11 protein-coding genes are annotated in these 14,420 nt (G+C 61.8%); 4 read left to right on the top strand and 7 right to left on the bottom strand.

Annotated elements, in window-relative coordinates:
• Positions 1-851: 851 nt before the first annotated feature.
• The 4 genes from IVB18_RS46175 to IVB18_RS46190 form a co-directional block, all read right to left on the bottom strand.
• A complete protein-coding gene (locus IVB18_RS46175; protein WP_247986689.1) occupies positions 852-1,856 on the bottom strand; it encodes a hypothetical protein in 1,005 nt (334 codons plus the stop codon).
• Positions 1,857-1,996: 140 nt separating this feature from the next.
• The gene (locus IVB18_RS46180; RefSeq protein WP_247986690.1) at positions 1,997-2,305 is read right to left on the bottom strand and encodes a hypothetical protein; all 309 of its coding nucleotides are present in this window, start codon (positions 2,303-2,305) and stop codon (positions 1,997-1,999) included.
• A 96-nt stretch (positions 2,306-2,401) separates the two neighbouring features.
• Positions 2,402-6,223: a hypothetical protein gene (locus tag IVB18_RS46185; RefSeq protein ID WP_247986691.1), complete on the bottom strand. Its 3,822-nt coding sequence runs from the start codon at positions 6,221-6,223 to the stop codon at positions 2,402-2,404.
• Positions 6,223-6,774: a hypothetical protein gene (locus tag IVB18_RS46190; protein WP_247986692.1), complete on the bottom strand. Its 552-nt coding sequence runs from the start codon at positions 6,772-6,774 to the stop codon at positions 6,223-6,225. Before IVB18_RS46190 ends, IVB18_RS46185 begins: the two co-directional genes overlap by 1 nt.
• A 76-nt stretch (positions 6,775-6,850) precedes the next feature.
• On the opposite strand from IVB18_RS46190, the gene IVB18_RS46195 reads away from it, so the two are divergent.
• On the top strand, positions 6,851-7,198 hold the full coding sequence (locus IVB18_RS46195) for a hypothetical protein (RefSeq protein ID WP_346732687.1): 348 nt from the start codon (positions 6,851-6,853) through the stop codon (positions 7,196-7,198).
• A gap of 214 nt (positions 7,199-7,412) precedes the next feature.
• Here the strand turns inward: IVB18_RS46195 and IVB18_RS46200 are convergent, their stop codons facing one another.
• The 3 genes from IVB18_RS46200 to IVB18_RS46210 form a co-directional block, all read right to left on the bottom strand.
• A complete protein-coding gene (locus IVB18_RS46200) occupies positions 7,413-8,849 on the bottom strand; it encodes an IS1182 family transposase (protein WP_247986694.1) in 1,437 nt (478 codons plus the stop codon).
• Between the two features lie 139 nt (positions 8,850-8,988).
• Positions 8,989-9,597 carry a cell envelope biogenesis protein TolA gene (locus tag IVB18_RS46205; RefSeq protein ID WP_247986695.1) on the bottom strand — a complete coding sequence of 203 codons (609 nt, stop codon included), beginning with the start codon at positions 9,595-9,597 and terminating at the stop codon, positions 8,989-8,991.
• Between the two features lie 251 nt (positions 9,598-9,848).
• The gene (locus IVB18_RS46210; RefSeq protein WP_247986696.1) at positions 9,849-10,778 is read right to left on the bottom strand and encodes a Ku protein; all 930 of its coding nucleotides are present in this window, start codon (positions 10,776-10,778) and stop codon (positions 9,849-9,851) included.
• 259 nt (positions 10,779-11,037) lie between these two features.
• On the opposite strand from IVB18_RS46210, the gene IVB18_RS46215 reads away from it, so the two are divergent.
• From IVB18_RS46215 to IVB18_RS46225, 3 genes are all read left to right on the top strand, one after another.
• Positions 11,038-11,937: a 3'-5' exonuclease gene (locus tag IVB18_RS46215; RefSeq protein ID WP_247986697.1), complete on the top strand. Its 900-nt coding sequence runs from the start codon at positions 11,038-11,040 to the stop codon at positions 11,935-11,937.
• Between the two features lie 490 nt (positions 11,938-12,427).
• Positions 12,428-13,414 (top strand): 2,3,4,5-tetrahydropyridine-2,6-dicarboxylate N-succinyltransferase, encoded by a 987-nt coding sequence (dapD, locus tag IVB18_RS46220; protein ID WP_247986698.1) that lies wholly within the window; start codon positions 12,428-12,430, stop codon positions 13,412-13,414.
• Positions 13,415-13,743: 329 nt separating this feature from the next.
• Positions 13,744-14,199, top strand: coding sequence for a cupin domain-containing protein (locus tag IVB18_RS46225; protein WP_247986699.1), 456 nt, complete (start codon positions 13,744-13,746; stop codon positions 14,197-14,199).
• Positions 14,200-14,420 lie beyond the last annotated feature (221 nt).

Here is a 14,420-nt window from a genome sequence, read left to right on the forward strand (position 1 = left end):
CATAGAGGCGGCGCTTCACTGGACGGTCTCGACATGCCCCAGGCGGCCGCCAAGGGATGAAGAGGCCGGCAACAATGATAGGGTCGATATCACCAAGGGCGGCCCCCGCCTCGTTGTAGAACGCGCATCAAGCCGTTTGCTTGGGCTTGCGCCTTAGCCCGATGCGAGTTCCGGGAAGGCAGATTCCCAGCTCGATCGCGCGTGACCTGATCGAGGCGATCGGTCGCTTCAATTTCACGATCATAAGCGTAAGACTCTTCCCGGTCGCCGTCATGGTACGTAACAGCTCGTCATCGTCTTCCGACCAGCGCTGGTGATTGTAGGTGCGGACAGCCATCTTCATTGCCTCTGAGGCCAATGAGGCGGGACCTAGTCTCGGGGAATGTCAAAGGGACCCGGCTTCGGGGCCGGGTCAGTTGAAGAGCGGCTTGTCACGCTGCCGCCTGAGCCAGAGATAGTTCTAACGCACTCTTTTTCAATCGGCTTACTGATTTGTAACATGGTGCGCCATCCACTCGCGCACCCTCGTCGGCCGCCGAACAGGGATTTTTCTAATCCCGCGGTGTTTTTCGAGTGGACTCTTTGGAAATTCCGCCGGAGTCGAGTCACCTCAACGATGGTCTAGCGACGCCGGGCCGCTTGCCGTTCGGAGGTGCTGCTACCTTCCTGTTTGCGTTCTCCGCCTTCATAACGCGAAGCACGCTGCTAGGATCTCGCGTTGATCCTCAGGAAGTGCGCCTCGTCGCTGCCCTCCCGGCAATTGCCCTCTTGCCAAGCGCATGCGCCTCTCGCGGATTGTTTGTTCCAGATCGGACGTCGTGCTCCCTCCGATTGGGAGCGGCATCCTGCGGTCAGACCGCTTCAAACCGGCGCAGTTCTGTTTGCCGAATTAGCTGATGCCCACTTTGGCGGCTAACCATGATCAAAAGGCCGCCCATTTGCGGCAACAGCACCAGCAAAACCAAACGGACCATGGCGAAGTCCTCGGACGATGGTCGGAGCGCGCCAAAGGAAACCCACGCCGCGAGCCTAATGGCGGCGTCCGCTTGAGGATCGGCCATCTGCTCGACGGTTGCCATCGCTGCGTCAAGCGCGCGCCGGCGGTCCACTACTACCGCTTCACGCTCGCGGCAAAACTTCCCCACACCACCCCTGCACTCACGATCTCGAGCCGCGATGGCGTCCGACAAACTCGCCTGCGCGGCGGTGACGGCCGGCGTCACGCGTGACGAACGGGCAAGCGTGGCGTCACTGATATTGGTGGAAGCGAAGCCCAGGCCTGCTGTGACGGCAAACACGAACGTCACTAGCCAGAGGACCCACCCGACCAGCGAAGATACCCGCCGCCGCGCGTGCCAAAGTCCAGCTGCGCAGGATGGCATTACCAGGGCAACCAAATCAGCGGCGACGCCTAAGGCGAGAAACAGCCATCCTGCCACGTCGCTGGCCCCGAGCGATCGCGCGAACCATCCGTTGATCGTCACGCCGACGACGGCGAGGCAAAAGGCGGCAGCGTTGAGCAGGATCGGCACGACCTGGCGCCGTGACAGCGTGACGTGAGGCTCGTGGGTAGCGGACGTCACGGGCGCCGGCGTGACGGGGGCGGCCTGCGGAGCCGTCACAGGCGCCGTGACGGCGTGACGGGGCGCCGCGAGCGATGGGGTAAGAGGTGTGCCGGAGCTTCCGGCCCGCTCGGAGGACTTGGGCGCGGCGGCGGGCGGCGGTTCGGCGTCGGTGGGCGCAAGCTTCGCCTTCCGCTTCCTCTCGCGGTAGGCTTTCGCGCGCTGCGCTGCTGTCATCGCTTTTGGAGCCGATTGCCGGAGCGAGATCACGGCGGCGGAGCTATCGGGGGCCATTCAGACCGGTCCTCGTGTTTTGGTTTTGTCGATTTGCGCGGCTTTGTCGATATGACTTCGATGCGGGAGGCTCGTTTCTCGAAGGTGGGTTAGGCGTGGCGGGGTACTTGGATTTTGAGTCGCTGGATGACGTAACTTTCTCACTGAGCGCCCGCACAGCGCACCAGCGCCTCTTTGAATTGAGGTTGCACTGACCAGGCATCGAAGCCTTCTTTCGGGAAGCTTCCGCGCGCGACCTCGAATTCGGCGGCGCAGCTGCAAACAACCGTCGCAGTCACGCCAGATCGGACCACCTTTTCGAGCGCTCCATTCTGGATGATTGTCCCCACGCAGGCGTCGGCAAGCCGGCGAACGATGGCGCCGAGCTTCTCGTTTGCCGCGGCCGGTGGCGCATGCAGCGCCCAGGCCGTCGCCACAGCGACAGCGGCCAATACGGCTCTGATCTTCATCGCGCCCTCCTCCTCATTCGAAACCGCCCCCAGCTTGCAGCGCGCCCGTCAGAGCGCAACGAAAGGAGTGCTCTCTGTTCGCTGCCGACCCGGTGTTCACGCGCGCTCTGCCTGACGCATTTGCTCAGCAAGACCCCTCACCGCGGCAATGAATTGCTCGCGGCCGACTTTGACGGTCATCCAACGAATGGCCGCGCGCTCGCGGTCCGCGCCGGGTAACTTTCGAAATCGGGATTTGCCCATGTGGTTCTTGAGCGAAAAGCGCGAAATCCCAAGGTGGTCGCAGATAAGCTCGACGGTCAGGACAGGTTCGGCAGCCAGCGGGCGGGGCGGTGAAAGCTCGCGCGCGAGGATGGGGCGGCCTTCATTCTCCGCAGGCCAGAAGCGCACGTCCCCGGCGGCCGTCCGGACATGCAACGGCGCTGCGGGGAAAGGCGCTGCATCGGGATCCCGGCGGTCAGTGCCGAAGATGTCGGACACGATCGACGGCGCCCTGGGTAGGTGCAAGAGGAGCGGAGGACAGCTTTCCATGGCAGGCGGCTCGGCCGCGTCGCCGAGCGGCTCGAAGAGGTCCAGGGTTTTGCCCAGCTGATCAGACCACGCCGCCGCACAATCCGCATGAAGGGACGAATCGACCGCAACCAAATGCGAACGCCTCGACCCCGCGATCTTGTACCGATACAGCGACCAAAGTCCGACCTGCTGTAACGTGCCCTCCAGCCTTATAAGAATATCTCTATAAGGACGAAGGGCACCTTTCGCCGCCAACACCTGATCGACCCCCTCGCGCAACTCCATTTCGGTCGGGTTCTTCTCAAACCAGCGGCGCACAGCTGTGGGGGTGGGGTACAGGTCCGCCAAAGCTGCCTGTTTGCCTTCCCAACTGGTCGGCCAAAAACCGCGAGCCACGAGGAGGCGGGCCGGAGAGGTCTCTATCCACTCCTCAAAGGTGCCTGTGCTGTCGACCGTGATGTCGATATGGACACCCGCGACGATCTCAAGGATCAAAGGGCGGTCCTTCCCACGCCGCACCGGCCGCGCGCGGTGCACGGCTTGCGTGACCTCAGCGTCCCGAACCTGCCCCAGAAGTGCGTCGGCTCGTTCGTCGGGATGGTATGGCTGTTCGACAGCGACCACCGCGTTGCCACGGCTTCGCAATGCGACGACGCGGTCCGGATAGAAACCCGCCCCCATAGAAGCGGAGGGGTGTCGCCCGAACTCCAACCTGACCGCACGCTCGACCTCACCCGCCTGCGGTTCGGGGCGCGATATCAATATCTCACGCGCGCAGTCTTCGAGATTGTTCAGGCCGCGAATGTTTCCGTAGTGGTTCAGGATCAAATTCGGGGGCCGCGTCTTCCAGACCCTCCACGTTTCTTCCATGTACTCCTCGAGGCTCTTCGGAGCGATGGCGCCAGTTTTCCCGCCTGTCCTGCGATCATCGGCGGCTTTCACTTCGATCGCGCGCATGATTCTTCGGGCATTGTTCTCTTGCGCAGATCGCTTCTCCGGGCTCTTGTCGCCGCCGGCGCCAGGCACCACCCGCCCGTAGCTCACGGCCTGGTCAACGATCTGGTGCACGGATACCCCTTCGCCCTGTTCGACCCGAATGTCCGCCATCAATTCGAAACGGGGCAGCCAAATCGAGACGACGGTTTCATTGAGCGTTGCGTCCAGGTGGAGAATCGGGCGCTTGAGCCAATCTGGATGCGGCCGCGCCGGCGTCGCGATGCGGATCGCCTGCTCGTCGCCCGCCAAAAGCTTCATGCGCGCTGAGGTGGGCTCTTCGCCCCCAAGGAGCTCGGCGAGGTTCCGCCAGAACGTCTGCCGGATGCGCACCTGTCCGTTTGCGATGGCGACAGGCTCGATTGTCGCCTGGATCGCGTCGTCGTCCGCGCGGGGGTCGAACGTCTTGGCGACGCGAGCATAGCCGTAGGCTTCACCGGCGCTGAGAGCCGCGCAAGCAGCTTCACTGAGCCCTTCGGCCTCGAACGGGCCCCGGGGCAAGTAGCTGCCGGGCGCTACTCGCTCCGCGGCGGCTTGAGCCCGTCGCAACCACCGTTCAAGGCGGGCATGTTCCTTCCGAGGTGCGGAGAAGTCGGAGAGCGGCAAGTCATCTTCACGAGCGCCGCTCAGCGTCAGAGCCTCGTCGACTATCAGGGCGTCTGCATCTTTCATCGAGCCTTGGGGTTTCGTTGCAAGCGCGGCATGCGTCGTCACCCACACGCGGGGCGCCAGGTCAGCCTGTCTTCGATACCCGCAACCGCTACGGAAGGGGCAGAAGCCTCGGCTTGGAGAGCCGCAGACGTCGTTTATCGAGCCTGAGGACTTCACGACGGCTTTGACCAGCTCGCCGCGGCGGCAGAGCTTCACACCAGGCCGCGAGGGATCCTCCCGATCAATGCCGCGCCATGTGGCTGCTAGCGTTTCGCCGGCGAGCCGGTTGATGTCGGCTTCAATCTCTTCGGCTTTGGAATGCGTCGGCACGGCATAAACAACGGCACGGCCAGTTTCCTTAACGTAGCGCACGATGCTTTCGATCGCAGCGTGCGTCTTGCCGGCGCCAGGCGTTATCCGGATGCCCCATTGCGCGTATTCCGGCGCCGCCGGTTCGATGTCAGGGGCAAAAAAGCTGTCGGGATCGATTTCGTCAAATTCGACTTCGGCCGAAAACTCTCCCCGGGCGGCGCGGTGCTCCTCAAGAGCGTCTTCGTACGCTTCGCCGTCGGCGAGCCCCTTCGGTACCGCCTCGTCAAAGAAGCGCCCCACGGCTGCTTGCAGGGCCGGCTCGGCTTCCGTCAGCGACATGCCGCGGTCCGGCCAGGGACACGACGCCCGCGCGCGGCGCTCCTCTTCGGCCTGCTCTGACGCACGCTGCTGGCCGCGCACGGAGTCGATCAGCGTATCGATGCGTTCGAGCTCTAAGCGGAGATACGTCGGCGGATGAGCTTTTGCGTCCCACTCCGCGGCGCCGACTTGCTCCGTCAGCATCCGCTTCAACTTATCGGCGCTCGCGCTTGAACCGTGCCGCCGCCAGTAGACCGCAACGCAATGCTTCAACGCGCCGTGACAGCCGGCGCCCCCTTCGTGGTCTCCGATCGCCGCCAGGCACTCCGTGAACGTCGCACCGACAGGCCCTCCCGGCGCGGCGGAGGCCGCATTCCGTTCGACAGGGCGCGCGTCGTCGAGGCGCGGGACGACGACAGTGTCCGAGGCGCCGCCGATCAGACCAGACCGTGCGCATCGGCCGGCCAGTGGGTCTTGAGCGCCAACCTCAACGATCGGAGTTGCAACGTAGATCGGTTGCGTTGTCGTGAATACGGCCGGATCGACCGGGTACTCACGAAACCAGGCTTTTGCCGCTTTCCCGGGCTCCGGGACTTTTTGGCCAAGCCACCGCTTAAGCTCCGCCTCACCGAGCGGGCGATCAAGCCAAAAGCCGAGCCGGATATGCAGGCCAGGCTTGATGCCCGCGCTGCCAGTGTATTGATACCAACAGGCGACATCGTGAAAGCACGGAGGCAGCTTGGCGCGCACCCACTTCACGGTGTCGGCAGGGCTTGCCAGCGGATCGAAAGCCCGGGGCAGTGCGGCGCCGTCGACGTCGAACAAGATCCATCGCCGGGGCTCTTCGACCAAAGTTGCCGGCTCACCCTCCTTTGGAAACTTGCGACGCAACATCCGCTCACGATCCGTGCCGGGAGCGATCGCCCCGCGAACAACGCACCTGCGCGGATCGGCTGAAGTCTTCTCGAGAAGGTCGGCGAAGGCGCGGATACCAGAAACGCCAAATTCCTCGCCCTTATAGAATTTGACGTTCTGCCGAGTGCGCGTCTCGATACCGCCAGCTTCGCTTTTGACGATCGTTTTCGTCAACGGGCGACTAAGCGACGTGAGAACCGTCACCGTGTCGCTCATTAGGCGCGCCCGTCGGCGAGATTTACGACCGCGAATTTATGGCGCGAGAGTAATTTCGGCCTGAGGTATTGGACCCAGGCCTCAACGTCCAACTCTCGGCAGCGAAACACGCATTGCCTCGGGGCCAAGACTTGATGTGCCCCCCCTTCTGCAATCCCGACCTGCCGATTGACGCAAATTAGAACGGCGTCACTGACCGATAGGGCCCACAGGATCGCGGCGCGCCGATACTGATCGGGCAGTGAGGGGCCGAAAGGCGCGGAGAACTCGATTTCAGCGCGCCGAAAGCCGGCGGCACACCGGTGAAGAACCTTTGAGTAGAGGCGCTGCGTGTGCGCCGTGACACGGGAGCCTGGCACGACGTAGAGAATGACGCTTCCGACGTGCTCGTCGAGCTGACGCGCTTGCAGCCCGGGAGGAGGCAGATACTCTTTCAGAAAGGTCCCTGCGTTGCGCCACAGGTCGCGGTAAGGCGCGTGATAGTTTCCTTCGGCGCTTGACCAGACATGCTCTGGAAAACCTGCGCCCAGCGTGGTATCGACTACTCTCACTGAAAGACTTCCTTCGGCCCTCGTTCAGCGCTGGACACGCTGTGCGGGAATCGGATTGGCAGCGGCCTCGGCGGCCATGTTGAAGCCAGCTGCCGCTCAAACCACGGGCTACAAGGATGAGACGCCGTGGCCAGGTGTCGTGGTACGCGCTTATGATGGCGAGACCCCATCCCTCATCCCCGGTTTTAAGACCGTCTCGATGCGCGATGTCATCATGCAACCGGGTTCGAAGACAATGGGTCCCCCGATGATGAATGCCATGATCTGCCATATTACCGAAGGGGAGCTTCGGCTTGACCAGGAGGGAAAGACCTTCACGGCCAAGAAGAATTTTGTCTGGACCTGCAACAAGGACACAAAAGAGCAGGCATACAACGATGGGAGCGTGGTCGCGATCATGCGGATCACGGACCTGAAGGCTTAAGGCTCGCTTCTTCGTAAGAGACTGATTGCAGGTGCGGATGGCGTACTCGACGAGGCGCCAGCCGCGCGGCTACCACAGGTGCTCTACGTTCCGCGGAGCACACAGGCTGCTCTGAAGGATACGAGAAGGCGCGGCCGAGAGTCTGTTCTGGGTCTTGGCCGTGTAAAAACACCCTTCCCAAGGAAGTCGATGGGAAGCCAGGACCGGTTCGGTCTCAGGCCGCGATTGCAGCCATCAGCGGCTTGGTCCCGACGATGTTCATGAACCGTGTTAGATTATAGGCCAGGACCGAGAGAGCCATCTCGGCGGCTACTTTTGGAAGCGTTTTGGTGGGGAAGTGTGTCGCTCCCATGCGGGCCTTCATCGTGCCGAACGGATGCTCGACCGTCTCGCTACGCTGGCGCATGGCTTGTGGGTTTGCATCAAGGCGCTGCTGCACGGCTTCGAGCAGATGCTCATGCTCCCATCGCGGGATACGCCGCTCTGGGCCTGTCGTGCACTGCGATTTGAGCGAACAATCTTGACAGGCTGTGGTCCAGTAGCGCCGTAGCCGCTTGCTGTCCTCCTCGCTCGTAAAGCGATGTGGCAGTTGCTCCCCGGCCGGACAGCGATAGGCGTCCTCCTCTGGCAAATAGACAAAGTCCTGCTTGCCGAAGCGGCCATCTGACTTGGCCGACGTCTGCGGCTTTGGCAGAGTCACCGTGACGCCGGCCTCGTGGCACGCGAGGATCTCCAGGCTGCTGAAGTAGCCGCGATCGGCAACGACCTCGAGCGTCTCGGTCTTGAGAACGACCTTGGCCTGCTTGGCCATATTGGCCAGTTGGGCCCGATCCGAGCCGCTGTTCGTGACCTCATGCGTCACAATCAGATGATGCTCGGTATCCACGGCGACCTGCACGTTATAGCTGACGACGCCGGAGCCACGCCCGCTCGTCGCCATCGAACGGCTGTCGGGATCGGTCAGAGAGATTTGCTGATCAGGCGAAGCGAGCATCTGCTTCTCGTAAACGGTAAGCTTGCCCATTTCCTCCTTCAGCTTCGTCAGTTTCTCGGTAAGCCTCGTCACCTTCGCAGCCAATGCCTCGGTCGGCTCTTGTCGGTCTGCCGTGTCAAGTTGGCTCAGATAGCGCGCGACGCTCTCCTCCAGCTGAGCGCGCCGCCGTTCCACCTTCGCCCGTGTGAAGTTCTTGTCCCGGTTGTTCACGGCCTTGAACTTGCTGCCATCGATGGCAACGCTCACCGTCGCGAGGAGCCCCATCTCGCGGCAGAGTTCGACGAAGCGAGCACATACCTTGCGAAGAGCCAGGCCATTGTCTTTGCGGAAGTCCGCGATTGTCTTGTGATCTGGTGCGAGCCGACCCAGCAGCCACATGACTTCGACATTGCGTCCGGCCTCGCGTTCGAGCCGCCGGCTCGACTGCACCCGGTTCAGATAACCGTAAATGTAAAGCTTGAGAAGAACCGAGGGATGGTACGATGGCCGACCCGTCGCCGCCGGCTCCACCCCCTCAAAGCGCATCTCAGCCAAATCGAGCGCATCGACAAACACGTCGATCACGCGAACAGGGTTGCTATCGTCAATGAAATCATCGAGGCATTCGGGCAATAACGTCGACTGCCCACGATCCGCCTGCTCAACGAAGCGCCTCATCAGCTTCCCCCGCAGAATCACGAGAGAATCATGGCAAAGCAGCCGCGTTTTCACACAGCCAGGGTCACAAGCCATCATCCCGCTGAAGGTAGGAGACTTCCGCTTTGCGTTGCTAGGCTGACGTTTAGGAGTACATACCCTAGTTGCGCGCGCGGCGCAGCGCGGCCATCAACTTCTCTCTGTCCTTCTCCCACCGGTTGTCCTCCACCTCGATTCGCTTCTCGATCGCGGCCCGTTCAACATCGAGAGTTTCGGCACGCTCTTCATGCTGCCGCTGCGCCTTGTCCAAGGCCGCCTGCGCCTTAGCGACCAGCTTGTCGCGCCTGGCGCGTTCCTTTTCCCTCGCCGCCTCTTCCTTGCGGCGCTCGGCTTCGCGTCGCCTCCGCTCGCGCTCGAACTCGGCGGCGGCCTTGCGAGCGGCCTCCTCGCCGACCTTAGGAGCATGATGCTTTTTGGGCGCGGGTCGGCTCTTCTTACGTACGCTCGCGGTCCCGTCGCCGTCGAGGTCGGGCAAGTCTGCGTGCTCGGCGAAGGGGCCGTTCGATCCCGCGGGACGCCTGAGCACTAGCCCGGGCTTAGACATGGTCACGGCAACTATGTCGGGATCGTCGGTCTCCTTGGCGAAGCCCTGATGGAAGAGATTGCTACCCGCGCCCCATGCCTCCAGCGCCGCCTTCATGGACGGCGCGGCGATCACGAGATCGTAGAATCCCAGCGAGGTCTGGAATGTCTTGAGCTTCCTTACCATGTCGGCCCGCGCTCGCTGCTAGTCAGCGTCGGCGGGCGAACCACATTCCGAGCACGAAGGCGACGGCGAGCGATTGCAGCGGCGCCTGGACGGCTACCTTGCGGAGTCGATCCGCCCAAGCGATGGCGACATCTTGCAATGACGACTGCGGCCGGCGCCCATCTGCCCTCTGCTCCTGCTCGTTCACTAGCCCGGAGGCTTCGGTCATTGCGGAGGTTTGTTGATATCCACTTGGATCTCCTACTTTGGCGTCAGGCGGACTTCCGCTGCGGCTTGGCCGAGGGCTTCTTCGCCGCCGTATCCTTCGCCGGCTTCTTGCCCGCGATCGGCATCAGCATTTCCTTCTGGCCGGCCGCCGCCTTCTTCCCTTTCTTGGCCGGCTTTTTGGCAGCCTTGGTCTCCGCTGCTGCGCCGCCGACGCTCTTGCGCAGCGCGTCCATCAGGTCGACGACGTTCTCGCCGCGAGGACGCTCCTTCGGCACGATCGGCTTCCCCGCGCGCTTCTGGTTGATGAGGTCGACCAGCGCCGTTTCGTACTGGTCCTCGAACTTGTCGGGCTTGAACGATCCGGATTTCTGGTCGACGATGTGCCGGGCTAGATCGAGCATGTCCTTGGCGATTTTGACGTCGTGGATGTCGTCGAAATACTCCTTCGGATCGCGAACTTCGTAAGGGTACCGCAGCAGCGTCCCCATCAGCCCCTTGTCCAGCGGCTCGAGAGCGATGATGTGTTCGCGGTTGGTCAAGACCAGGCGCCCGATCGCGACCTTGTCCATCTCGCGGATGGTCTCGCGGATCACCGCGAAGGCGTCGTGCCCGACCTTGCCGTCCGGACGCAGGTAATAGGGGCGGATCAGGTAGCGGGGGTCGATGTCGGTGCGGTCGACGAACTCGTCGATCTCGATCGTCCGGGTGGATTCCAGGGCGACGTTCTCGAGCTCTTCCTTGGTCACCTCGATGAACGTATCGGTGTCGATCTTGTAGCCCTTCACGATGTCCTCGTTCGGGACCTCCTCGCCGGTGTCGGCATCGACCTTGAGGTATTTGATTCGATGGCCGGTCGCCCGGTTCAACTGATTGAACGAGATCTTCTCGCTCTCCGAGGTCGCCGGGTAGAGCGCCACCGGGCAGGTGACGAGCGACAGGCGAAGGAAGCCTTTCCAGTTGGCGCGGGGGGCCATGAACGCGGTACTCCAGAAGAACCGGTGGGCTGGATTCAAGACGATCGGGACAGCTTGGTTCCGACATGCCAAGGGCCTGAATTTGGCGGCGGCGGACCGGTCCCGCCGCCGCTGCGCCGCCGTCCGGTACAAGGCCCAATCGACCCGACATGAGCTGAAAACACCGTGAATTGCTCGTCTTTCCGATACCTCGTGGCCGGCGCGGGCGGTATGGTGCGGCACACGGCCTGGCCGGAGCCCTCGACCCTCTCGAGCAAAGATGTTTCAGGACACGACGGACTTGGCCGCGGCGGCCGAGGCGCTGAGCCGATCGGGCGACTATCGGATCTTGCGGCGCCTGGTGCCGCGGAGCCCCTCGCCGCCGCCGCCCAACGGGCAGGAAACCAAGACCGCGATCCTGATCGACACCGAGACGACCGGCCTCGATCACGCCAGAGACGAGATCATCGAGCTCGGGATGGTCAAATTCGACTACGCGCCGGATGGCCGCATCGTCGGCGTCCGCGACACGTTCTCTGCCTTCAATGAGCCGTCCGCGCCGATCCCGCCCGACATAACCGCGCTCACCGGCATCACCGACGAGATGGTAGCCGGTCACACAATCGAGGAGGCTGCCGTGACGGCCTTCGTCGACGGCGCGGTGATCGCCATCGCGCATAACGCGGGTTTCGACAGGAAGTTCGCCGAGAGATACTGGCCCGAGTTCGAGGGTATGCCCTGGGGATGCTCGGCGACGGAGGTCGATTGGCGCAAGCACGGCTTCGCGGGTGCCCAACTCGGTTACCTGCTGAACGGCGCGGGCTTCTTCCACCAGGCGCACCGAGCCGTCGACGACTGCCACGCGCTTCTGGAAGTCCTCGCTTTCGAATTGCCGACCACAGGGTCGTCCGCGCTCGCCGCCCTGCTGGAGACGGCGAGGAGGAAAACGTTGAGGGTCTGGGCGGAGCAGTCGCCGTTCGACCTCAAGGATTCCTTGAAGAAGCGCGGATACCGCTGGTCCGACGGAAGCGACGGCCGACCTAAATCCTGGTACATCGACGTGTGCGAGACCGCGCTCGACGACGAGATCGCCTTTCTGAAGGCGGAGATCTACCTGCGCGACATCGAACCGCGCCTGCAGACGCTGACCGCCTTCACCCGTTTCTCCCGCAGGATTTGACGAAACCAGCGGCTAGGGTGGGGCGCGCCAGCCAACTCGGCCGTCAGCTGCCGAGACGCTTCTCGACCCGCTTGCGGGAATTACCAACGCTGTAGGGATTCGCGGGTTCCGCAACTATCGCTGCTATCCCCGACGCGACTCCAAAAAAGCCGCTCAAAGTGATGACGGACCTGCCGCATCTCCGCTTCACCTGATGGGATGTGTCAAGTCGCCTATGACGTGTACTCATAAACGTCGGCTTACCAACGCAAAGCGGAAGTCTTCCACCTCGGGCGTGATCGGCGGCTTGTGACCCATTCCCGAAGTATGCCGTCCCGTCTTTTCGCTAAGTCGGCAACACCGTCCACGCTTGTACCAGTCAGCGCGACCGCGCTAGAGTTGTAAGGTAGATGCGGTAGGGAGACGCGCCTGTCGTTCGGCTCTCACCACGAAGGAGCCGCGACGCCCGCCATGTTCGATATGCGAATAACGAATGGAAGGACAGTCTGTCGTGAGAATAGAAACCCACGAGACATCAGGCGCAGAAGGATATGGTCTGGCCACCGTTGTGAATAACGGAACTGTGCTCGATACTTGGTTCCCGAATCCCACACTTGGCAGTTCTTTTGGTCCATCCGGATCAACGGTTCTGACCGCCGAGCAAGCCAGCGCTGCCCTCGGATCGAAAGTAGCGACTTGTCTGCTGACTGATTACCGCCGTTCTGTCTCTATAATTCCGGTCAAGACTGTCATCGAGGACTTGGCGCAACCTCCGCGAGATGTTCACGATGTCTATTTGCGCCTTCACCTTCTAAGTCACCGTCTGATCCGGCCACACGGGGCCAATTTGGATGGAATATTTGGCATCCTTACAAATGTTGCCTGGACGTCTCTGGGACCATGCTTACCCGATCAGGTCGAAGAGCTGCGCTGGGTAGCTCGAACATCTTCTGTGACCTTGGAAGTACGAAGTATCGATAAGTTGCCGCGCATGACCGACTATGTGGTGCCGGAAGGAATCCGCATCGCTGACGCCAATCGTGTCCGATTGGGCGCCTATTTGGGACGCGGAACGACTGTGCTCCACGAAGGGTTCTGCAACTTCAATGCCGGAACCTTGGGCACGTCGATGGTTGAAGGACGGATTACTGCAGGCGTCATCGTTGGCGATGGCACGGATGTCGGCGGCGGCGCATCGATCATGGGCACCCTTTCCGGGGGCGGCAAACAAGTCGTATCGATAGGCGAGCGCTGTTTGCTCGGCGCCAACTCCGGCACCGGCATCGCACTTGGCGATGATTGCATCGTGGAGGCGGGTTGCTACGTGACAGCAGGCACCCTCGTCCGACAAGTTTCGGGAGAGGTTGTAAAGGCCGCCAAGCTATCCGGTAAATCCAATATTCTCTTCCGGCGCCACTCGCAGACCGGGGCGGTCGAGGCAATTCATCGCAATAAACCCTGGGGCAGCCTCAATCCAGCCCTTCACGCCACTAAGTAAGAATCCGAGAGATATAGAGGGACGAGTCCGGTCGTAGCTCCGTCTACGCCTCGCGCGATGCGTCAAAGACGATAACGCGATCAATCTCGACGGGACCATGCGTCCCGTCCCATTGTTTGTCTCTGCCGATGTCGACCCTTGACCCATTGCGGGCTTAGAGCTGTCATGTGGCGAGCGACTGAACCGCTGCCCTATCTTTTGACCTTGCCGTTCACGAATGAAATCAACTGCCTGATAGTCGTCTCGCCGCGCTAGGTGTTAACTAGACTCCGGTAACTCATAGAGCTCTAATATGTGTCTTGCTCCACGTCACGATGGGAGGAACTCACATGAGAGAACTCTTGGTGATAGCAGGCTTGCTCGCATTCTCACTCCCGGCGACGGCACAAGACACGCCGACACGAGTCGCGCCGGAGGCACTTGCGTGGGCGGAGAACCCAGCTTTTCCGAAGGGCGTCCAAATTGCAACTCTCGTCGGCGACCCGACGAAAGCAGGGGATGTGGTCGTCTTACGGATAAAGTTTCCTCCGAACTTTCAAATGCCACCGCACACTCATCCCTATTCCGAAGTTGTGACTATCATCAGCGGCACCATCGGGACTAGCCACGGTGATAAATTTGAGAAAAAGGGCGAATTGTTAAAGCCGGGCTCTTTATGGGTCTATCCAGCAAAACACTCTCACTTCGCTTGGACCGGAAATGAGGAGGGGATTCTCCAAGTTCAGTTCGTCGGTCCTGGAGGCATCGATTACATCAACCCAGCGGACGATCCGCGCAAGAAATAATCAGACCTAGCGTCTCTTGCGACTCGGCGTTTCTGACTAGAGGATGCGCACACAGCGGGATCACGCCCGTTAGTGGCCCATCAGCGAATTAGCGGCACGCCTCCGGGAGGTCCGCTCGCCGAGGCACAGCAGACCAGACTTGCTCGCGTTGAGTTCTTCGCAGTTGACCCTGAGCCGACATGCCCCCTCTGTGGGGCTGCAATAAGTCGGCGCGCGTGGTA

Origin of the sequence: Bradyrhizobium sp. 186 (assembly GCF_023101685.1) — a bacterium.
In the GTDB taxonomy this organism is placed as follows: Bacteria; Pseudomonadota; Alphaproteobacteria; order Rhizobiales; family Xanthobacteraceae; genus Bradyrhizobium.